Source organism: Hoylesella timonensis S9-PR14 (assembly GCF_000762405.1).
In the GTDB taxonomy this organism is placed as follows: domain Bacteria; phylum Bacteroidota; class Bacteroidia; order Bacteroidales; family Bacteroidaceae; genus Prevotella; species Prevotella timonensis_A.
In genome coordinates this window covers 25,374-46,576 of sequence record NZ_JRPQ01000278.1, presented here as the reverse complement: position 1 = coordinate 46,576, position 21,203 = coordinate 25,374, and the positions used below count along the sequence as shown (strand labels likewise).

Genomic DNA, 21,203 nt, shown 5'->3' with positions numbered 1-21,203 from the left:
TTGTTTTTAACTCCCGTTCTTGATACGTTACTTTTTCTTTTTCTTATCTATTTTCTCCCAGTAACGTTTACCTTTTTCCTTCAGTTTTGCTGTAAAAGCTTTTGCTTGGGCATCATTTGCCGCCTCTTCTTCAGGAGAGGCAAAAGCATGAGAATAACCCTTTATCGTATTCCAACCACCTCTTGTAAAGTCGGGTACCTCTACTGGAAGACAACCATTCTCCATGGATATCGCTCCCAATTCAGCCAAACAGCACCATTCTGCCAAGTCATAAACATCAATGTCCATAGGCAATCCGTTCTGTAGACAATAAACCAAACGACAGTCCATGATGAAATCCATACCGCCATGTCCGCCTACTTCCTTCGCTTCATCGCCATATTTTGTCACCAAAGGACTTGCGTAAGCTTTTTCCAATGCCTTCATATCTTCCTTTGATAGGTACTCATGCCCCGACAAATCATCGTTAGAGGGAGACACGCCACCTTGCTTCATGTTCTTTGAAGATAGTGCATAGCCCTCAACAGGATATTTGTTAGCAAAGCCTTCAGTACCTGTGAGCTGATACATTCTATTATATGGTTGAGGAGTCATGACGTTGTGATGTATCTCGATGACTTTCCCTTGCTCCGTTCTAATAAGCGTTGTGGTTTGGTCTCCATTGGCAAATTTCTCACAAGGCTTTCCACTCATCTGCTCAACATGTTTCTTTCCATTGAACGACTTTGTGTCCATGGCTACCAAAGTCTTCATTCTATCGCCTCTGTGGATGTTCATTACTTGTGCTACTGGACCAAGTCCATGGGTAGCATAAACATCTCCACGATATTTTTGATTATAGTCCAATCGCCATCCTAACTTATCGTTTTGGTCTTTTTTCCAATAGTGATCCCAGAAAGGAGATAGCTCGTGGCGGTATGCTCCTTGTGCATAGATCACCTCACCAAACAAACCTTTCTGTGCCATGTTCAACGAATTAAGCTCAAAGAAATCATAACAGCAGTTTTCGAGCATCACGCAATGCAACCGAGTCTTTTCTGACATGTCAATAAGCTGCCATATTTCGTGCATGTTCATCGCAGAAGGAACCTCGATAGCCACATGCTTCCCATTCTCCATGGCACACTTAGCCACGGGGAAGTGATGCAACCAGTCGGTAGCAATATATACTAAATCAATATCTTTGCGCTTGCAAATTTCCTCGTATCCCTTTTCACCACTATAGATATCGGCAGCTGGCATCGAGGCTTTCCTCAAGTACTTTTGACAGTCTTCTGCCCTTTCCTTCTCATAATCGCACAATGCCATGACCTGTATACCAGGAATATGCGTCCATCTCTCCACAGCTCCGGGGCCACGCATACCCAAGCCAACGAAAGCCACGCGTACGGTTTTCAGTTTTGGTGTCTTTAATAACAAAGCCGACTGTTGTCCTGCTGCACGCTGAGGTACTTCGGTAACAATCTTTCCACCTTCGATTTTATACTTCCAATTGAATTGTGCCATTCCCTTACTGGGCAGCAACGTAAATGCTGCTACAGTAAGCATCATAGATAATGTCTTTAACTTTTTCATTTTTTTATGGGTTAATAATAATTTAGATAGTTTTTTTGGCGTTACAAAGATACAAATAAAAAAAGGGAAAATGGACATTTGCCGACTCAAAAAAAATATCTTCAGTGAGCAGTTTAATATCCTTTTCTCCCTCTTCCACACAATAAAGAAAACATATCTTGACAAGCGTGGACTGAGCCCTCTCTACAAATTTACTTTCTTATAAAGGTGATACCCACATTGCTAATACCTGGTAGAATCTCCCTTTTCATATCGTGTCTTACCTTGATGTGGAGCGAATCACCCTGATGCAACTTTAACTGAGTAATATTAAAATCGTATTGATAATAGCTAATACCTCGTCCCTGTGCTATCCCGTTGTTGCCAATAAGTTCACAATCCAAAGTGTCTACATATTTATTACGATGGGGCAACACCGTTTGCTCTACTATCAGGGTCAGACTTTTGAAAGGAAAACTACTATTGATGCGCATGGCCAACTTTGCTTGATAGTTGCCCGACTGGCGCATCGGTGGCACATCAAAGGTCAAAGTATCATTTTTCTCCCACCCGGAAAGAGGTGTATGCTGAAATCGATCATACACCTTGCCTTCGTTGCAAGCAAAAAGAAGCAAACAGCAACAAACGAGTATCCCTACATTTTTCATGCTCCACTACTGATTCATCGTCTCTTCCGAACGTCTTCTCTCTGTTGGGCGACCCTCTTTATCCATGGGTTTTCGGCGATTTCTGTTTTGACTTGCCCCACGTGTTGCCTCCTGTTCAGAACCTTGTTGGCGTCTTCTTTTCCGTTTCTTTGTTTGATCAAATCGACTAATGTCAGCTTCAGCCAACAAATCGACAGGACGTGCTTTCTCTTTTTGCCTACCATCCGAAAGCAACTGTGCTGGTTTTTCACCCCGCTTGTTCATCTCTATAATCTCCTTGGCACGATGGGTGGTAATCGTTTCTAAGTTAGCAGCGAGGTTTTTATCGGTAGAATAGGTGACTAACCCAGCCAAGATGTCCGCCTTAAAGAAATAGTAATCCCCATCAACGGTTTGCAGAATAATCTCTCTATTTGGGATTTTCCTGCTTGATTCCACATAATTATCGGCTTCATAGTTGAGACAGCACTTCAGTTTGGCACACATCCCAGCCAATTTTTGTGGATTTAAGGAAATGTCCTGTATACGGGCAGCATTCGTGCTTACCGATACAAAGTTCTTCATCCACGTGGCACAGCACAGCTCACGTCCGCATGGACCTGTTCCGCCGATACGTCCTGCCTCCTGTCGGGCACCTATCTGCTTCATCTCAATACGCACATGAAAGGCATCCGCCAACACCTTAATGAGCTGTCTAAAGTCCACACGTTCATCGGCAATATAATAGAAAATGGCTTTGTTGCCATCGCCTTGGTATTCTACATCTCCAATTTTCATCTGTAGCCCCAAGTCTTTGGCAATCTTCCTACTTTGTATCATCGTATCATCTTCACGTGCCTTCGCCTCTTCATACTTTTGCATGTCCACAGGCTTCGCTATTCGATAAATCCGTCGTATCTCATCTGGAGACTTCAGGTTGGCTTTCTTAATTTGGAGTTTCACCAAACTTCCTGTCAACGTCACCACGCCTATGTCATGCCCTGGACTTGCTTCTACTGCTACGATATCGCCTTTTTTCAAGTCCAGTCCGTTCACATTATGGTAATATCCCTTTCGTGTATTCTTGAATTGTACTTCTACCAAATCTGTCGTTAGGTTATTACCTGGAACATCAGCCAACCAGTCGTAAGTGTTCAACGGTCTGTCTTGACGACAACAAGATCGACGACAGAGTCCTCTGTCACAACCGTTGGCTAATTTGAATTTCATATTTTTGTAATCCATTGTTTCTTTTTTGTCATGAGATGTCTGGCACTTATCCCTACCGTTAATAACATCGGAGAGCGCATCATCTCTATTATATGTTTATTTTCTCATCAATAGCACTATTAAATGCAAGGCTAAATCAAAAAAAACAATTTTAGCATTGGCATTTTGTCCTATATCCCTACGTGCCGTTGCCAATAGCTCTTCAATTTCAATCACATTCGCTTCATTCACAAAACGAGCAAAGTTTTTAGTAAAATCTTCTTCTTCCTGCGTCATATAAACGAGTTCAGGTTGCTGAAAGTTATACATAAAACTTTCACGAATCATCCTACTGAAATAGGTCAGCATGCGCCGTTGCTTTTCACGTCCAAATCCTGCCACGCTATCTGTCCACTTCTTCAAGCTCCTGATATTGCGCATGTAAGCCAAGCGCATCAACAGCTTAAAGGTGTCCAAGAACTGCTTGTTCTCGTTGTCTGCGCTCAACGTCTGCAATGCCCTAAGCCAACTGCCGTTTGCGATACGAGCAATATAATGCGCATTATTCGCTTCTATTCCTCGTTGCTGTATCAGTGCTTGCTCAATAGCCACGTCGTCGATGCGTGGAATATCAATTCGTTGCACACGACTCAGAATGGTTTCTAACAGTCGGTCAGGCTCTTCGCATACCATTAAGAACAAAGTTTGCGAGGGAGGTTCTTCTAACAATTTCAACAACTTGTTGGCGCAAACCTGATTCATTCGTTCAGGTAGCCATATTAAGCAAACTTTATACCCTCCTTGACTGGACTTCAAACTTAACTTCTGCGTCAGGTTGTCACTCTCTGCCTCAAATATTTGAGCCTGTTGGGTGGTTGCCTTCATGCACTCGAGCCACTGGTCAATGCTAAAATAGACGGTGTCATTGAGCAACGTTCGCCACTCTTTGCCAAAATCGTCACTAATCATTTTGTGATCGGAAGATGTACCTGTGGGACGAATCACTGGATACGTAAAATGCAAATCGGGGTGTTGCCAGTTACGCAACATCGCCTCGGCATTGTGTATGGCACTTTCTGAGGCAAGGATAGACTGTCCGTTTGCGTCTCGCTCTCCTAAGACATAAGAGGCAAAAGCCAAAGCCAAAGCCAACTTGCCGCATCCTTGTGGACCACAGAGCATCAGCGCATGTGGTACACGATTTTCGTGTACCAGCTGCACAAGCCGAGCCTGTGCCTCCTCCTGACCAATCACCTCGCTGAATTTCACTGTCCTCAATGGTTGATAAAAGCCTTACATAAAAAGCACTTTCATGCCAATTTACGTTGTTTGCAAAGTTACTAAAAATTACGCAAAATTGTTACAAGGAATCAATATATTTGACAAATTGCAATGGGAAAAATGGTAAAAAAGCGTACAAAAGGTTCTTTATAATTGCAATATTTTACGTCTTCCGCATCTTCGGCTGCATTTTAGCCGAATTTTGAAAATGCGCTAATGCGCTTATCTACATGGGTTTGTCGGCTTACTCCATTACACTTACACGGTTAAGTCATGTAGATAGGCAGGTTAACCCATTGACTTAATCTCGTGAAAACAGTCATTATTTTGCACGTTTCTACCCAAATAGACTCGTTTTTGAACAAAAAAATCACTTCAAACTATACTTTTACCCTAACTTTCCCCATTATTTGTAATGCTCAAAACATCAAGAAATCAGAACGAAGGGCAAATACTTTTTCTATTTGTGCAAAACTTTTGAACCAAAAAAGTGTCATTTTATTTTACGATTTTTATTTATTTCTTTTGTAAAAATCATTACTTTTTTTCATCTATTTCATTCCTGAAATGGGATATATTTTTAGAGACAAGGAAAAAAGAGGATAAGAAACAGAGTCCAAAGATGGCATCACAAAAAACAGAGAAAATGTTTACAGGAATTGAGAGATGCCCACATTTTTTCGTATTTTTGCAGACACACCAAGCGTATATCAAGCAAATATAGCATGAAGCAAAACATCATCATCTCTCATCATTTACAAACAGACCTAACCAAAGCTATTGCAGACTGCCAACCCGACTATCTGTTTGTACTCACAGATAGCACCACAAGAGAACATTGTTGGACGCGAATACAAAATTTGGAAATACTGAAGGAGGCACAACTCATTACCATTGCCCCTACCGATACGCACAAAGACCTGGGCGCTGTAGAACAAATTTGGACAGCACTGCAAAACAACCATGCCACTCGCCATTCTTGTCTTATCAATTTGGGAGGTGGAATGGTCACCGACATTGGTGGATTTGCCGCTTCTACCTTTAAGCGTGGCATCTCATTCATCAACATCCCCACTACCCTTTTGGCAATGGTAGACGCTTCGGTGGGCGGTAAGACCGGTTTCAATTTTAATGGATTGAAAAACGAAATTGGTGTTTTCAACGAGGCAAACTTTGTGATTCTCAACACCTGTTTTCTTCAGACACTGGATTTGGAGAACCTGCGAAGTGGTTATGCAGAGATGCTGAAACATGGATTACTTGCCCATGAAAATAGGTTTGCTCAATTACTTTCGTTCAATTTGGAGCACCCCATTGACTACCAGCTTTTACAACAGATGGTGGAAGATTCGGTGAAAATAAAAGAGGACATTGTGAGACAAGACCTTCATGAGAAAGGTTTACGCAAAGCACTCAACTTAGGTCATACCTTTGGACATGCTTTCGAGTCTTGGTCTTTGAAACATACCCCCGTACTACATGGTTATGCGGTTGCCTACGGACTGACTTGCGAATTGTATTTGAGTGCCCTTAAAAGTGGGTTTCCTACCCACAAGATGCACCAGCTGAACCAGTTTATTCACGAGAACTACGGTACACTTCCTATCACCTGTCATGACTATGATGCGCTTATCCAACTGATGAAGCATGACAAGAAAAATGTAGGAGACACCATCAACTTTACTTTGCTTGAGAATATAGGAAAGGTGAAGACAGACCAGACAGCCACGGTTGAAGAAATCAAAGAAGCTTTGGATTTTCTAAGAGAGGGATGCTAAGCACATCAGATGCTATCCTTACAAGAGGGATTAAAGCCCAATACTGGGGTCATAAAACGATGCTAAAATCAGCATGATGACGACAGAGAACACGCATACTGCGATAGGTATATACTTGGTGTATTGAGACACGGATGTCGCCCTATGCCTTTGAGCAAAATTGCGTACATACCACCACACCGTAAAACAAACAAGTGTGGCATTGAGAAGTCCTAACAAGGCTCCTGCCAATAAGTCGCCAACATAGTGTACGCCCAAATACAAACGAGTATAGCATTGTAGCAAAGCCCATAATATCATCAACACGCTCAAACTTCTTTGTCTGAAAAGGTAAATCATCAGGAACACCAACCCCCATGAGTTGGCAGCATGTGCCGACGGGAACCCATATTTTCCACCTCGATATCCGTCTACTATCTGTATCACTGATGAGATAGGATTATCTAAGTTAGCAGGACGAAGTCTGCAAACAGCTTGTCGAATAACAGAAGAACTGGTTTGGTCGTTCAAAACCAACAGCAAAATAGCAAGTATGAAGAATACAGAAGCGTCTTTCCAACCAAACTTTTTATACATCAGGTACACCAAAGAAGCGTAAAACGGAATCCATACGAACCGCCCAGTGCAAATTTCCATAAAGTTATCCCAATAGTCTGTATGTCCTCCATTCAGCCAAATGGTTGCCAAGGTGTCCCAGTGTACCAACGTATGAATGAGTAAAAGTAAGCTGTCTGTCATTATCTTGTTGCTATGTCGTTAAAAATTGTTTGCGTATAGGCTTTGCCTGCCTGCACATATTGTTGCTGTTTGTCTCCAAAAGCATGAACGATTTGTTGTCGCTTAAAATCATAGGTCACCCCATGATGCGCATCCATGAGTCCAAACCCATCGTTCATCATAAAGAAAGCAAAATGAGGTGCTGCTGGATTAAACATATCTTTACTAAATGGCAACGCCACATGAGCTATGCCCAAGGAGCCTAACAGAGTGGCTGCCAAGTCTTGTTGCGATGCAAATGTGTCAACCTTCTGTGGCTGGCGCACTGCCCCACCAGTCCATATCATAGGAATATGGTAGCGCGCGAAAGAAAAATTATCAATGTCTAATGGCCAAGCACCCAAGTGATCGGGCAAGAGAATTACCAAAGAACGGTTCCATTGTGGAGATGACCTTAAGCATTTAAGAAAATCAGTCACACAGCTATCTGTATAAGCAAAGGCATTCAGCACCTTGTCATTAAGTCTATAAAATGGCACATCAAAAGGTTCATGCGAACTGGAGGTTTGAATAACACGCAAAATAGGTGTGGAAGTCTTTGTTTGCCGAAGGTCTTTTTTCACCCTTTGAAACAACAAATGGTCTGGTACTCCCCATTTACTGATACGTTGACTCACAGGGAAATCAACATCCTCAACAATCTGCAAAAAGCCTTGATTGATGAGAAACGAGCGCATATTGGTAAAGTCGGCATCGCCACCATAATAATATTGCAAATCCCAACCTGCCTGTTTCAAGAGTTGTGGCATGGATGTAAGGGCGGCAGTCTTCTTGGGATACTTCATTAAGCTTACAGTTGCTGGTGCTGGATAGCCGTATAAGATGGACAACAAACCACGATCTGTACGAAAACTGTTAGCGTAAAAGTTGGAGAAATATACGCCTTCTTTTTTCAAATGATTGAGTCCGGGAGTGACGTTGGCAACACTCATCAAGGTATCGGAGAAACTTTCCAGCACTATCAAATAGATATCGGGGCGTTGTACGGTTAGGAAAGAAGAGGAAACTGTTGAGTCAGCCTCGCTTTTAGAGGACAACATCGTCGAAACCAATCGATGCGCTTGCTGCTCATCCATCAAGCGATACATCGAAGAAAAATCTTCTTGATGTGTCACACTTTCCATAAAGGAGAATAACGGATTAACAGCGGCATGGTTGAGTCGTTGATGATTCGAGAAATAAGCTTTACCTGTGTTCATCGTAGACGTTGACCATCCGCCGCGTATGGGTAGAAACAAGGCTGCTACGAAAACGAGAAGAAACAGCCAAGGCAAGGTAGAAACAGGCTGACATAGGGTTGTGGAGAAACGACGACCTATGGTTTTGAACAGGGAGTATATAAGAAAAGAAATCCCTATGACTGCTACCAATCCGAGTAGCAATTGCCAATAGCTCACACTGGCGATGGCATCTTTGGGAGAAGAAGCAATATAAAACAGGGGTGTCGCATCTAATGGGAATTGCCAATAAGGATACAAAGCAATATTAGCCACAAACGACAGCGAAACTAAGACTGCTGCTAATACCATCCAACATTGATAGCTGCTTGAAACAACTCGTTTGACAAACGGTGTATGAACGCAATGAAAGGGCAAAGAACCAAGCAATAACAGAAGTCCAGGAACTGCTGTCATATAGCCCGCCAAAGATAAGTCTAAGGGTAAACCGTGCCAAAGAACCGCATACAAACTTGATAACCCTTCACCTGTAAATAGTAGAAAGAAAGGCTTTTGTAATACAAAAACAATCACCCATAACACAAAAATTGTGAGTAACCAGCTTATTTTCTTACCAAAAAGGATTTTTGACACCATATAAAAAATATTATTTCCCTGTATATCTGTTCCAACTTCGCACTCATATCACACAAGCTTCAACTGATAAGGACAAAGATAACCATTAGGAATTGAATCAGACAGCAACAACATGCAAAAGTATAAAGAACTATACGAAGTACAAAATGTTGAAGAAAGATTATATGATATTAGTTGTTACCATCAACGATTGACCAACTTCTTACTACGAGGATTACGCTTCAACCTTATCTAAATCAAAGACATGGGTTGCAGGAAAGTTAAACGTCTCCGCCATAAGAAGCGCTTCGGCTCTATTGGGTTTGCCATTCTCAGTCATAGGTATCTTGTCTACAGCAATGTATAAACGTGGTTCCCAGTAAGGAGGAAGGGTTCGATGACATATTTTATGAAGGACTCGCAACACAGCTTGAGGATTTTGAGAAGCTGCTTGTTGTCGAGAATCAGATAGTTCCATTTGAACAAAGAGTACGACAATTTCGCCAAATTTAGCATGCTTCCGCTTGGTGATCATATAAGGAAAGGTCAAGAAGTTACGCATCAGGTTCTCCAACTCCTCGGCATGAACCTTCACACCACCCGTGTTTATCACATTATCTTGTCGACCAATGATGCGAAAAGCAAGGGCGTTTTGACCCTCAGAAGTGCTTGTCTCTCGGATTTTTGCAATATCATTCGTCACAATAGGTGAGTCACAAAGCATCGGAGCATCAATGACCAAGCATTCATCAGCATTCGTTGTTACCTTTATTCCTTGCAGGGGCGTGTACCAACTTGAAGACTCGAGACCGCTCAGTCTGCGTAAGGCAATGTGTGAAAGGGTTTCGGTCATGCCGTATGTACTCCATACCGCATGAGGAAAGTCGCGCAGTTGGACTGCCAAGACATCGTCAATGGCCCCTCCACCAATGATAAGATGTTTGATTTGGCGTAATTTTTCCCGTTCTTCGGGTACTTGCAGCGAGTTATATACTTGCAGGGGAACCATGGCGGCAAAGGTAATTGGAGCATCAACCGTTGCCAACGGATGACCAGAGGGGGCTACCTGTATCAAACGGAGTTGCCTGACCAGTGAGCGAACCACCATCATCTTGGCGCCAATATAATCGAGATTCATGCACAACAATGCGGTGTCACCAGGCTGTAATGCAAGGAAGTCACACGTCATCTTGGCACTTTCAATCATTTTTTCCTTTCTTACATTCAACTTTTTCGGTGCGCCTGTCGACCCACTGGTTTGCACATGGATAGTCTGTGCATCATTATTCCATTCGCTGATAAATTCTTGATAAGTCATTTTTTCATCCATTTAATGTCTTTGTCGGCATGAACCACAACTGATCTCCTCTCACTTCCAACGGCATAGGTATGTTATCCGTAAACAGAAGTCCTGTCCCCAAGCCCTGCGGAAAGGTGACATGCGGGCCATAAATCTTTGCGGCAAGCTGTGCAATGGCATTCAATCCCACATTACTCTCCAATGCACTGGTGAGCCACGAACCTATGTTTCGTTGTTTTGCTAACGTTATCCATTCTTCTGTTCCATACATGCCACCATGCAACGAAGGCTTCAAAACGATGTATTGTGGGCGTATGGCATTGAGCAACTCTTCTTTTTCTTGTCGCTGGTTCACACCAATGAGTTCCTCGTCGAGTGCGATTGGAATAGGTGACTCACGGCACAAGAGCGCCATTTGCTGCCACTGATGCTGCTTGATGGGTTGCTCTATCGAATGAATGTCATACTTGGCCAACCGTTCCAACTTTGCAAGAGCCTCATCGGGTGCGAAACCTCCATTGGCGTCAAGGCGCAACTGAACTTGCTCTGAGGTGAAATGCGAACGGATAGCGCGTACCAGTTCCAATTCTTTCTCAAAGTCGATTGCGCCTATTTTCAACTTTACACACCGAAAACCCTGCTCCAATTTTTCCTGCATCCTACGCGCCATTTCCTCAAATGTACCCATCCACACTAAGCCGTTGATAGTGATTCCCTCCTCTCCTCGTGCGAAAGGAGTATCAAATAAGGCAGCACTTCCGTTTGCGTTTATTTGCGCCAGCGCCGTTTCCAACCCAAAGAGTATTGACGGATAAGGTCGCAAACGCTCGTAGTTGATTCTTCCCTCGTGCGCCACCTCATTGCACGCTTCGGTTAATATTTGCTCATAATCAGGACAAACGTCACAACTTAAATCAGGCAAGGTGGCACACTCGCCCACCCCTTTGACGGAAGGACGGTCTTCACGCCAAAGGGTTACATAGTAACTCTTGCGTGTTTGGTACACTCCCCGTGAGGTAGTGGCAGGATTTTTGAAGTGCAGTGTGCGCTTACAGACTGAATAACAATATTTCATTTGCGTGGCATCAAGGAAACTGCGGATACTTATCAAAGTCGGGCTTGCGTTTCTCCAAGAACGCTTTTCCACCCTCTTGCGCCTCATCCATGGTGTAATACAGCATGGTAGCATCGCCAGCCAACTCCTGAATGCCTGCCTGTCCGTCCAATTCGGCATTCAGTCCAGCCTTGATCATGCGTAACGCCAAGGGCGAACGCTGCATCATTGTCTCCGCCCATGACACGCATTCATCCTCCAATTCATCAAATGGCACTACCTTGTTCACCATCCCCATACGCTCTGCCTCGTGTGCCGAGTACTGCTTACACATGAACCAAATCTCCCTGGCACGCTTTTGTCCGACCATTCGAGCCAAGTACGAAGCACCGAAACCTGCATCAAAAGACCCAACCTTTGGTCCCGTTTGGCCGAAGATGGCATTCTCACTGGCAATCGTCAGGTCACACATGACATGCAACACATGCCCTCCTCCGATGGCATAACCATTCACCATGGCTATCACAGGCTTGGGTAAGCGTCGAATTTGCATCTGCACGTCCAGCACGTTGAGGCGTGGCACGCCGTCTGTTCCTACATATCCGCCTCGTCCCTTCACATGCATGTCGCCCCCAGAGCAAAACGCTTTGTCTCCTGCTCCCGTAAGAATAACCACACGAATGCCCGCACACTCTCGGCAATAGGCAAAGGCTTGCGACATTTCCCATGTGGTGAGCGGCGTAAAAGCGTTGCGATAACGCTCACGGTTGATTGTTATCTTCGCAATTCTGTTATACTCCTCGAAGAGGATTTCCTTAAAGTTGAAGCCGTCAATGGACTTCCATTGTCTCTTTTCCATATCAAATTAAACTTGTTTGTATTCGTTCATTGCCTGTTCATCTTGTTCTTGCGAGGTAAACACCTCAAAGACTACGGGGCGGTCAAAGTTGTCGTTCACAAAGCGATTCATGTTATTTTCAAGTTCTTCTTCATCATGTGCCGAAAGGTAAGCCACGTTGTTTTGCTGGCAAATCCCACAAGCCGATGTATGATGTTGGGCAGAAATCAATGTCTGATGAGCCGTACTATCTTTCAAACCCGGCAAACTTTGGAAGATAACCCCACCCCCATTGTTCAGCAACAGCACTCTGAAATTGCCCCCTAAGTTATGCCACAAGGCGTTTTGGTCGTAAAAGAAGCTTAAATCACCGATGACGCAATACACGTTTTGAGTTGTCACCAGCGAGCAACCTGCTGCCGTTGACAAGCTTCCGTCAATGCCATTGACGCCCCGATTACAAAAAACATAATCGCTGGCAAAATGATTAACCAATCTAACGGACATGCTGTTGGCGGCATGGAGGACATACCTGCCCTTGTTACTTGCGGTCTCAAAAAATATTTTCACTGCCTGCCATGAAGAGTAAGGGGGATGAAAACGCTCATTCTGCGCTTGCACTTGTTGTATCAACGTTGCCCATCGTGAACGAAAACCATACTCAAAAGGCAGCCTTTGCCTTTCTTTTTCCCCACGGACATACCGCAAGATTACCTCCAAGACATCATACGGTGCACCCTCAATCACGCCTGTCAGGTTTTGAAAAGTATCGTATATTGCTCCTCGCTCATTGACAATCCAAGTCTTGGCAGTTGGAGATTGGCGCAGAAAAGCTTTCAAACGCTTGCTCACCAACGTTCCCCCAAGGTACACCACTACATCAGGTTGATATTGTTCTACCTGCTGCATGCGCGCCAACACCTTATCTATATGTAAGAGAGAAAGCCTTTCGGTTGGTGGATCGGGATAGCGAGGCGCATCCTCATGACAAGCCATTCCGAGACATTCGTACACAACTACCACATCCGTTGACAACGCACATAAATGCAAAGCCATGCGCTGGGCTTCTTTGTTACTTAATTGTCCCACGACTATCATCGGACGCTTGGCCGATTGGACGTCCGTCAAAAGCGATTGACAGTGACCCACATCAGTCGTTGCCGTTACCTGTCGAATCGCACGTTCGGTTGGCAAAGCTGGCACATTGAACGTAAACAAGGGTTCTGAAATGGGCACATTCAAGTGTACCGGACTGCCACCATGCCGCTGACAACAAAGCAACGCTTCGTTTACCAATCGATTACAGTACCACCGTTCGTCATCAGTAGAAGGCTCGGGTAACGAGACTGCCTTACTGACAAAACGTCCTAAAGCATCCAATTGTGGCAAGGTTTGACCGTCTTGTTGGTCAATCCACATCGAAGGTCTGTCTGCCGAAATCACCACCAAAGGCACATGTTGATAATAAGCCTCTGCCGCAGCTGGCAAAAGATTGAGCAATGCCGTACCCGAGGTGACACAAACGACAACAGGATGTCTTAAGATTTGAGCCATACCCAAGGCATAAAATCCAGCCGATCGCTCGTCTGTTACAGGGTGGCATGTGATGTTGGGGCATTCGTTGAGATTATGTACAATGGGTGCATTGCGCGAACCGGGACACACCACAGCGTGTTTTACACCGTGTGCCACTAATAATGCGGTGAGTATATTGACGTTCTCTTTGTCTGAATAGGGCATGGAGGAAATGTTTAGTTGACGAGTTTGTGAGTTTATAAGTTCGTGAGTTTTTAAGTTTTTAAGTTGAAAACTTTGCTAATCATAAAGTTCAAAGCTCAATATTCAATGTTCAAAGTTATCAGCTTACAACTCCCCTTCCCTTTGGGGAGGGGTCGGGGGAGAGGCTACTATTTTCCTCATCGTTTCCATCTTCGCCACAGTTTCTTCCCACTCCTGTTGCTCTACGCTATCAAGGAGCAGTCCTCCACCGGCATAGAGACGATAACTATTCTCTAAAATTTGCATACATCGAAGTGAAACATAAAGATGAGTTTCGCCATTTGGATTGAGTAAGCCTGCAAATCCACTATAATAACTGCGGTCGGCATGCTCGTGTTGTAGAATAAACCGCTGTGCCTCAGCCTTTGGCAGTCCACACACAGCAGGTGTAGGGTGCAAAGCTTCGAGTAGAGACCCCAAGAACTTGGTATCATGAAGGCTAAACATAAAATCACTGCGCAGATGCACCAAGTCACCAGCCTGAACGGTATAAGGACCTCGCTGAGTAAGTTGAGCGGCGAAAGGCGACAGACATTGTTGGATATACATAGCAACCAACTGCTGCTCGTGCTTGTTCTTAGCCGACCAATCACGCATGCCATCGCCATCCGCCCATGGCGTACTGGCGGAAGAGCAATCTGTATCGGGCGCCAATTCTCCTGCTTTCATCGTGCCAGCCAAAGCCATGGTGCGCCATATCTCTCCGTCACCGTCCAACAACACCTCGGGGGTAGCCATGAGCCATGTGCCAGTCTGGGGCGTTGACACCAACATGATGCAGAGATGAGGATATATTCGGCAAGCTTCCATAAACATAGCTTCCGCATCTATGGTTGCCGAGTGCGATATTTCTTCACGACGAGCCAACACTATTTTCGCTAACTTTCTGTCTTTGAGCTGTTGATGAAAACAACGGAAAACCTCGCCGTATCTCTCCCTGCCATCGGAAGACGTAGCCAATATTGTCGCACCGTATTCATTGTGCAGCCTTACAGAACATTTGCTGACACGCACCCTTTCTTTCTTTTCAGGATGAATCAACACGACAGGATGCGCCTCGTCTATCTTGAAAGGAGCAAGCACAAAGCCCTCTTTTCCATTCAAATCTGTTAATGAAAAGTAAGTCTCTGGCTCTCCATTCTTTTGGGTAAGTTTTATAAAATGCCTTTTATCGGGCAGCCTATAATACGCAAAACTATTCATTCTGAGACTTGTTCATCACATAATTGATAACTTGCACAGTTGAAATGAGTTCTTCTTGCTCGTTTTTTATCTCAATATGCCATTGGTGCAACGTTGTTCCTTGATGTTGCAGCCTGCCAAATGCCGTTACCGTTTCGCCTTCCATCACCGTTCGCACATGGTTGCCGCTGACGTTGATGCCTACACAAATTTTGTCGGGACATATAGCCATACTGCCTACTCCTGCTAAATTTTCCGCCAAAGCCAAGGTGGCGCCACCACTTAAGAAACCAAATATCTGTTTATTTTTATGGTTTACTTCCATTCGAGCCATACAAGTATCTGGCTCGGGTGTGGACAAGAACTCCATACCGAGTGTGTTAGACAGTCCATCACAACACGCTATCATGTCTTTAATTTTTTCTATATCCATGGTCACAATCGTTTCTTATTTATTCCAAAATTACAAAAAATGATAGAATTGGCAAAATATTAAATTAGGTTTTTAACAAAAATACAGCGCATTTTAGCATTGACACAACTTCTTCTGCCAAAATACGAGAAATACGCACAAGTTTACTTATCTTTTTGACCACCAACACATTAGGAACAACATTGCAATCATATCCCATAAAATTGTTTATAAAAAACGCCTTTTTCATGCCCAAACTGCCCTTATTTAGCGCAAATAAGCACGCAAAAGCATGGAGATAACACTGCAAACTCAATGGAGTAACCGTCCTATCCCATTGACATAACAAGATTAAGTGATAGAGACAAGCGAACAAAGCCTTATTTTTGCACCTAAATAGGCAACTTATTTTTCTATTTTGAGAATTATTTTTGTAAAATAAAACGAATTCGATTAACATATTAAAGAATTATTAACTATACTTTACTTTTAAGGGTAAGCACCAATCAGTAAACCACTTCTCGTTACCCAACTTATTCTTTTGTCTGTAAAAAGTACAAGATATAATTTTTTCTTCCAACGCATTTCATTAACTTTGCAGAAACAACATAAAAACTCATACTTCTTATTATAAAAATCAATGGATATTACTAAACGTAACGGCTCAACCGAGCAATATGACAAGGAGAAAATTGCTACGGCCATTAAGAAGAGCTTTATCAGTACGAAACACGAGATAGACGATGCCACCATCTACCAAATGGTACAATCGGTAGAAGATATTGTTTGTACCAACCACATCAAGCAAAATGTGGAGAGCATTCAGGATGAGGTGGAAAAGGCGCTGATGAAAAACGGTTATTACGCCGAAGCAAAGAGTTTTATCCTGTTCAGATGGCAGCGAACCGAGATACGCCGCACTTATAGACGCATCGCCGAGGATTTGCAAGACGAGCATATCACAGAGGTATTGAAACACATTGCCGCAGATTTTACAGACAAAGAATATAGTATATTGCTGCTCATTGACAAGTATGCCAGCTTCAGCAAGGCGGGCATGACTGCCACCGAACGCATGGACGCACTTATCAAGGCAGCGGTGGAGCTTACCACACAAGAGGCTCCTGAATGGGAATTCATTGCAGCCCGACTGCTCAATTACCAACTCAACAAACGCATCGCACGCTTTGAAGACAGTGAGGGACTGATGTCACTGTATGACAAGATGAAGTTCTTGACAGACAGAAATCTATATGGCGCATATATCTTGCAACAATACAGCAAAGCCGAAATAGAACAAGCGGCAACATTTATGGATGCCAGTCGCAACCACTTGCTCAACTACTCAGGACTGGAACTGCTCATCAAACGCTATGTGATTCGTAATTTTGATAACAATCCCATTGAAAGTGTGCAAGAAATGTTCTTGGGAATAGCCTTGCATCTGGCAATGAACGAGCCACAAGACCGCATGATGTGGGTGCAACGCTTTTACAATATGCTGAGCAAACTGCAAGTAACCATGGCAACCCCCACCCTTTCTAATGCGCGTAAACCGTTTCACCAACTGTCAAGTTGCTTCATTGATACCGTTCCCGACAGTTTGGAAGGCATCTATCGAAGCATAGACAACTTTGCGCAAGTGAGCAAGTTTGGCGGTGGCATGGGTCTTTACTTTGGTAAGGTGCGCGCGGCAGGCGGCAGGATAAGAGGCTTCAAGGGTGCCGCCGGTGGCGTTATTCGTTGGATGAAACTGGTAAACGACACTGCCGTTGCCGTTGATCAGTTAGGCGTTAGACAGGGTGCGGTGGCTGTTTATCTGGACGTATGGCATAAGGATTTACCCGAATTCCTACAACTTCGGACCAACAATGGCGATGACAGGATGAAAGCACACGACATTTTTCCCGCCATCTGTTACCCCGATTTGTTCTGGAAAATGGCAGAAGAAAACCTCAACCAAGACTGGTATATGTTCTGTCCCAATGAGGTGATGACGGCTAAGGGGTATAACTTGGAAGACTATTATGGTGAGGAATGGGAGAAGCGCTATTGGGATTGCGTGCATGACAGCAACATTTCGCGAAGAGTTATGTCTATAAAAGAGATAGTCAGACTTATCCTTAAATCGGCTGTGGAGACGGGTACTCCCTTCACCTTTAACAGAGACACGGTGAACAGGGCCAACCCCAACCACCACAAAGGCATCATTTACTGCTCTAACCTCTGCACGGAGATAGCTCAAAACATGTCGCAGATAGAGGAAGTGTCTAACGAGATACGCACCGAAGAGGGCGACACCGTAGTGGTAAGAACCGTGAAACCGGGCGACTTTGTGGTGTGCAACCTTGCCAGTTTGTCGTTGGGACACCTGAAACTGGAAGACGAAACAGAGATGAGAGAGGTGGTGTCAAGTGTAGTAAGAGCCTTGGACAACGTGATAGACCTGAACTTTTACCCTCTTCCTTTCGCAAAAATCACCAATCGCACCTATCGAAGCATCGGCTTGGGCGTGAGTGGTTATCATCATGCGCTGGCCATAAGGGGCATCAAATGGGAGAGCGAAGAACATCTGTCGTTCATAGATAAAGTGTTTGAGCGCATCAATCGTCTGGCTATTGAAGCCAGTTCGGACATTGCAAAGCAAAAGGGAAGCTACAAATACTTTGAGGGTAGCGACTGGCAAACAGGCGAATACTTCACCAAGCGACAATATACATCGCCCCAATGGAAAGCACTTGCCAAGAAAGTAAGCCAACAGGGCATGCGCAACGCCTACCTCTTAGCCATCGCACCCACCAGCAGTACCAGTATTATTGCAGCCACCACAGCAGGCGTAGACCCTGTGATGAAACGGTTCTTCTTAGAAGAAAAGAAGGGCGCCATGTTGCCTCGAGTTGCTCCAAGCTTATCGGATAAAACCTATTGGGTGTACAAAAGCGCATACCTGATAGACCAATCGTGGAGCATGAGAGCCGCAGGAATAAGACAGAAACATATTGACCAAGCACAAAGTGTCAACCTATACATCACCAATAATTATACCATGCGGCAACTGTTGGGACTGTACACCTTGGCTTGGCACTGCGGTGTGAAAACCATCTACTATATCCGAAGTAAATCGTTAGAGGTAGAAGAGTGTGAAAGCTGCGCCTCATAAGCCCAAAAAAGATTGATGTGACAACAAGTTGATGGCGTAAAAAGCAAGCCAAAACTCATAAACTCATAAACTATCAACTCGTAAACTCATAAACTAAAAAACTCATAAACTAAAAAACATGACACAATTAAAGCGCAATTCGCTATTCAATCCAAACGGAGATACAGACCTACGATTGAGAAGAATGATTGGAGGAAACACCACCAACCTCAATGATTTCAACAACATGAAATACCAATGGGCAAGCGACTGGTACAGGCAGGCCATGAACAACTTTTGGATTCCTGAAGAAATCAACCTCACCCAAGACACAAAAGACTATCCACGATTAGACAAAGCCGAGCGCACTGCCTACGACAAGATATTGAGTTTCCTTGTTTTTCTCGACTCCCTGCAAAGCAACAACCTGCCTTCGTTGTGCGAATACATCACAGCCAACGAGGTAAACCTATGCCTGCACATACAGGCTTTTCAAGAGTGTGTGCACAGTCAGAGTTACAGTTACATGCTCGACACGATATGCAGCCCCGAGCAACGCAATGACATTCTGTATCAATGGAAGACAGATGAGCATCTGTTAAGGCGCAACACCTTCATCGGCAATTGCTATAATGAGTTTCATGAAAAGCAAGATTTGTATGCACTGATGAAGACCTGTATTGCCAATTTCATCTTGGAAGGCATCTACTTTTACAGTGGTTTTATGTTTTTCTACAATCTCAGTCGCAACGGAAAGATGTCTGGATCGGCGCAAGAGATACGCTACATCAACCGTGATGAGAACACTCACCTGTGGTTGTTCAGGAACATTATCAAAGAATTGAAAAAAGAAGAACCCGAAATGTTTACGCCCGAAAAGGTGAAAGTGTACGAAGAGATGATGAGAGAGGGCGTTCGTCAGGAAATTGCATGGGGACAATATGTGATTGGAAACGACATTCAAGGACTCAATGCGCAAATGGTGACAGACTACATTCATTATCTGGGCAACCTGCGTTGGCACAGCTTGGGCTTTGATTATCTGTATGAGGACAATCAAAAAGAACCCGAAGACATGAAATGGGTAGCGCAATATTCAGACCCGAACATGGTAAAGACCGACTTCTTTGAGGCGAAAAGTACGGCATACGCTAAGAGTACAGCCATTGAAGACGACTTATAAGCGCGAATAAACATGCTCAGTATTGCCGTTATTGGTGGTGGGGCAGCTGGCTTCATGGCTGCCATCACCGCCAAAAGACAAATGCCGAATGCCCACGTCTGCATCTTTGAGAAAGGGAAAAAGGTGTTGGCGAAAGTGGCTGTGACAGGTGGTGGGCGTTGCAACATCACAAACTCGTTCGCACAAGTAACCGACTTGAAGCAGGCATATCCACGCGGCGACAAGCTCATGAAACGCTTGTTTAAGGTCTTTGGTTATCAAGATGCGTACCAATGGTTTGAGGATAATGGGGTTAAACTCACCACACAGGCTGACCAATGCGTGTTTCCACAATCACAAACATCACAATCTGTCATTGATTGCTTGATGGGATTGGCACAGCAATGGGGTGTGGAAATCTATACAGAGCATTGTGTAAAGAAGATTACTCCACTGGAAAATGGAGACATCAAGTTGTATTTCGCACGGCAAGAGCCATTGGTTTTTAACCGTGCAGCTATCACTGTAGGAGGCACACCGCATGCGAAACAACTGCAATATCTGTCGGACATAGGACACAAAATAGAACCGCCATGTGCTTCATTGTTTACATTCAGCATTAAAGAGCAACGTCTTACAGCACTAATGGGAACCAGTGTAGACTCCGTCTATTTATCCATTCCCGGCACAAAACTGCGAAGTGAAGGCACTCTACTTATCACGCATTGGGGATTGAGCGGACCGTCAACGCTCAAATTGTCGGCTTATGCCGCTCGAATACTCAACGATCGCAACTATCAGTTTGATGTTTCAGTAAACTGGATTCACACCACCAACACTCAAATTGTAGCAGACACACTACGCCAAACTGCCGTGGCGAACGCACAAAAACAACTGAGCTCCGTCCGCCCTTACATGTTGTCTGCACGCTTGTGGAACTATTTGATTGAGCGAGCAGGATTCTCCGTTCAGCAAAAGTGGAATGAATTGGGAAGCAAAAGTATCAATAAATTGACCGAAACGCTCACCAACGACACATACACCGTAGCAGGAAAAGGTACTTGGAAAGAAGAGTTTGTTACCTGTGGCGGTATCAGTTTGAAGAGCATCAACCTTACTACGTTAGAGAGCAAGGCATGTCCAAATTTGTTTTTTGCTGGCGAAGTGGTCGATGTTGACGGCATCACAGGGGGATTTAACCTACAAGCGGCATGGACAATGGGCTATGTCGCAGGACTAAATCTGACAAATGCGTAAAATAACCATCAACCACAGCACCTCATTTCTACTAAGAAATA

Annotated in this window: 16 protein-coding genes; 4 read left to right on the top strand and 12 right to left on the bottom strand. The window is 44.2% G+C overall.

Annotation, left to right across the window (positions count from 1 at the left end):
- Positions 1-27: 27 nt before the first annotated feature.
- The 4 genes from HMPREF9304_RS13300 to HMPREF9304_RS13285 form a co-directional block, all read right to left on the bottom strand.
- On the bottom strand, positions 28-1,551 hold the full coding sequence (locus HMPREF9304_RS13300; RefSeq protein ID WP_374187988.1) for a Gfo/Idh/MocA family protein: 1,524 nt from the start codon (positions 1,549-1,551) through the stop codon (positions 28-30).
- Between the two features lie 215 nt (positions 1,552-1,766).
- A complete protein-coding gene (locus HMPREF9304_RS13295; protein WP_036930004.1) occupies positions 1,767-2,222 on the bottom strand; it encodes a gliding motility lipoprotein GldH in 456 nt (151 codons plus the stop codon).
- 6 nt (positions 2,223-2,228) lie between these two features.
- Positions 2,229-3,446 (bottom strand): PSP1 domain-containing protein, encoded by a 1,218-nt coding sequence (locus HMPREF9304_RS13290; RefSeq protein WP_036930003.1) that lies wholly within the window; start codon positions 3,444-3,446, stop codon positions 2,229-2,231.
- 81 nt (positions 3,447-3,527) lie between these two features.
- Positions 3,528-4,679, bottom strand: a complete 1,152-nt coding sequence (locus tag HMPREF9304_RS13285) for a DNA polymerase III subunit (protein WP_036930002.1) — start codon at positions 4,677-4,679, stop codon at positions 3,528-3,530.
- A 737-nt stretch (positions 4,680-5,416) separates the two neighbouring features.
- On the opposite strand from HMPREF9304_RS13285, the gene aroB reads away from it, so the two are divergent.
- A complete protein-coding gene (gene aroB / locus HMPREF9304_RS13275; protein ID WP_036929997.1) occupies positions 5,417-6,469 on the top strand; it encodes a 3-dehydroquinate synthase in 1,053 nt (350 codons plus the stop codon).
- 30 nt (positions 6,470-6,499) lie between these two features.
- On the opposite strand, the gene HMPREF9304_RS13270 is transcribed toward aroB, so the two are convergent.
- The 8 genes from HMPREF9304_RS13270 to HMPREF9304_RS13235 form a co-directional block, all read right to left on the bottom strand.
- A complete protein-coding gene (locus HMPREF9304_RS13270) occupies positions 6,500-7,207 on the bottom strand; it encodes a phosphatase PAP2 family protein (protein WP_036929995.1) in 708 nt (235 codons plus the stop codon).
- On the bottom strand, positions 7,207-8,775 hold the full coding sequence (locus tag HMPREF9304_RS13265; RefSeq protein ID WP_309597608.1) for an LTA synthase family protein: 1,569 nt from the start codon (positions 8,773-8,775) through the stop codon (positions 7,207-7,209). The genes HMPREF9304_RS13270 and HMPREF9304_RS13265 overlap by 1 nt, the downstream gene beginning before the upstream one ends.
- Before the next feature lie 499 nt (positions 8,776-9,274).
- Positions 9,275-10,357, bottom strand: coding sequence for an AMP-binding protein (locus HMPREF9304_RS13260; RefSeq protein WP_036930038.1), 1,083 nt, complete (start codon positions 10,355-10,357; stop codon positions 9,275-9,277).
- Positions 10,358-10,361: 4 nt separating this feature from the next.
- Positions 10,362-11,414 (bottom strand): o-succinylbenzoate synthase, encoded by a 1,053-nt coding sequence (locus HMPREF9304_RS13255; RefSeq protein ID WP_036929992.1) that lies wholly within the window; start codon positions 11,412-11,414, stop codon positions 10,362-10,364.
- Positions 11,415-11,424: 10 nt separating this feature from the next.
- Positions 11,425-12,252 (bottom strand): 1,4-dihydroxy-2-naphthoyl-CoA synthase, encoded by an 828-nt coding sequence (gene menB, locus HMPREF9304_RS13250; RefSeq protein ID WP_004349392.1) that lies wholly within the window; start codon positions 12,250-12,252, stop codon positions 11,425-11,427.
- A 6-nt stretch (positions 12,253-12,258) separates the two neighbouring features.
- Complete coding sequence (gene menD / locus HMPREF9304_RS13245) at positions 12,259-13,971, bottom strand: 2-succinyl-5-enolpyruvyl-6-hydroxy-3-cyclohexene-1-carboxylic-acid synthase (protein ID WP_036929990.1); 1,713 nt, start codon at positions 13,969-13,971, stop codon at positions 12,259-12,261.
- Between the two features lie 123 nt (positions 13,972-14,094).
- Positions 14,095-15,213 (bottom strand): isochorismate synthase, encoded by a 1,119-nt coding sequence (locus HMPREF9304_RS13240; RefSeq protein ID WP_036929988.1) that lies wholly within the window; start codon positions 15,211-15,213, stop codon positions 14,095-14,097.
- Positions 15,206-15,625 carry a PaaI family thioesterase gene (locus tag HMPREF9304_RS13235; RefSeq protein ID WP_036929985.1) on the bottom strand — a complete coding sequence of 140 codons (420 nt, stop codon included), beginning with the start codon at positions 15,623-15,625 and terminating at the stop codon, positions 15,206-15,208. Before HMPREF9304_RS13235 ends, HMPREF9304_RS13240 begins: the two co-directional genes overlap by 8 nt.
- Positions 15,626-16,244: 619 nt before the next feature.
- Between HMPREF9304_RS13235 and HMPREF9304_RS13230 the strand changes: the two genes are divergently transcribed.
- From HMPREF9304_RS13230 to HMPREF9304_RS13220, 3 genes are all read left to right on the top strand, one after another.
- Positions 16,245-18,764: a ribonucleoside-diphosphate reductase subunit alpha gene (locus HMPREF9304_RS13230; protein WP_036929984.1), complete on the top strand. Its 2,520-nt coding sequence runs from the start codon at positions 16,245-16,247 to the stop codon at positions 18,762-18,764.
- A 118-nt stretch (positions 18,765-18,882) separates the two neighbouring features.
- Positions 18,883-19,926 (top strand): ribonucleotide-diphosphate reductase subunit beta, encoded by a 1,044-nt coding sequence (locus tag HMPREF9304_RS13225; RefSeq protein ID WP_004351072.1) that lies wholly within the window; start codon positions 18,883-18,885, stop codon positions 19,924-19,926.
- Between the two features lie 12 nt (positions 19,927-19,938).
- Entirely contained in the window at positions 19,939-21,162 is a 1,224-nt protein-coding gene (locus tag HMPREF9304_RS13220; RefSeq protein ID WP_036929983.1) for a BaiN/RdsA family NAD(P)/FAD-dependent oxidoreductase, read from the top strand.
- Positions 21,163-21,203: the final 41 nt, after the last annotated feature.

What these genes read in the sequence shown, in the direction of transcription:
- menD (WP_036929990.1), bottom strand. Translation starts at nt 13,971, where the DNA reads ATGCCCTATTCAGACAAAGAGAACGTCAATATACTCACCGCATTATTA.
- menB (WP_004349392.1), bottom strand. Translation starts at nt 12,252, where the DNA reads ATGGAAAAGAGACAATGGAAGTCCATTGACGGCTTCAACTTTAAGGAA.
- HMPREF9304_RS13225 (WP_004351072.1), top strand. Translation starts at nt 18,883, where the DNA reads ATGACACAATTAAAGCGCAATTCGCTATTCAATCCAAACGGAGATACA.
- HMPREF9304_RS13240 (WP_036929988.1), bottom strand. Translation starts at nt 15,213, where the DNA reads ATGAATAGTTTTGCGTATTATAGGCTGCCCGATAAAAGGCATTTTATA.
- HMPREF9304_RS13230 (WP_036929984.1), top strand. Translation starts at nt 16,245, where the DNA reads ATGGATATTACTAAACGTAACGGCTCAACCGAGCAATATGACAAGGAG.
- HMPREF9304_RS13265 (WP_309597608.1), bottom strand. Translation starts at nt 8,775, where the DNA reads ATGGTATTAGCAGCAGTCTTAGTTTCGCTGTCGTTTGTGGCTAATATT.
- HMPREF9304_RS13295 (WP_036930004.1), bottom strand. Translation starts at nt 2,222, where the DNA reads ATGAAAAATGTAGGGATACTCGTTTGTTGCTGTTTGCTTCTTTTTGCT.
- HMPREF9304_RS13300 (WP_374187988.1), bottom strand. Translation starts at nt 1,551, where the DNA reads ATGATGCTTACTGTAGCAGCATTTACGTTGCTGCCCAGTAAGGGAATG.
- HMPREF9304_RS13235 (WP_036929985.1), bottom strand. Translation starts at nt 15,625, where the DNA reads ATGGATATAGAAAAAATTAAAGACATGATAGCGTGTTGTGATGGACTG.
- HMPREF9304_RS13255 (WP_036929992.1), bottom strand. Translation starts at nt 11,414, where the DNA reads ATGAAATATTGTTATTCAGTCTGTAAGCGCACACTGCACTTCAAAAAT.
- HMPREF9304_RS13260 (WP_036930038.1), bottom strand. Translation starts at nt 10,357, where the DNA reads ATGACTTATCAAGAATTTATCAGCGAATGGAATAATGATGCACAGACT.
- HMPREF9304_RS13290 (WP_036930003.1), bottom strand. Translation starts at nt 3,446, where the DNA reads ATGGATTACAAAAATATGAAATTCAAATTAGCCAACGGTTGTGACAGA.
- HMPREF9304_RS13220 (WP_036929983.1), top strand. Translation starts at nt 19,939, where the DNA reads ATGCTCAGTATTGCCGTTATTGGTGGTGGGGCAGCTGGCTTCATGGCT.
- aroB (WP_036929997.1), top strand. Translation starts at nt 5,417, where the DNA reads ATGAAGCAAAACATCATCATCTCTCATCATTTACAAACAGACCTAACC.
- HMPREF9304_RS13270 (WP_036929995.1), bottom strand. Translation starts at nt 7,207, where the DNA reads ATGACAGACAGCTTACTTTTACTCATTCATACGTTGGTACACTGGGAC.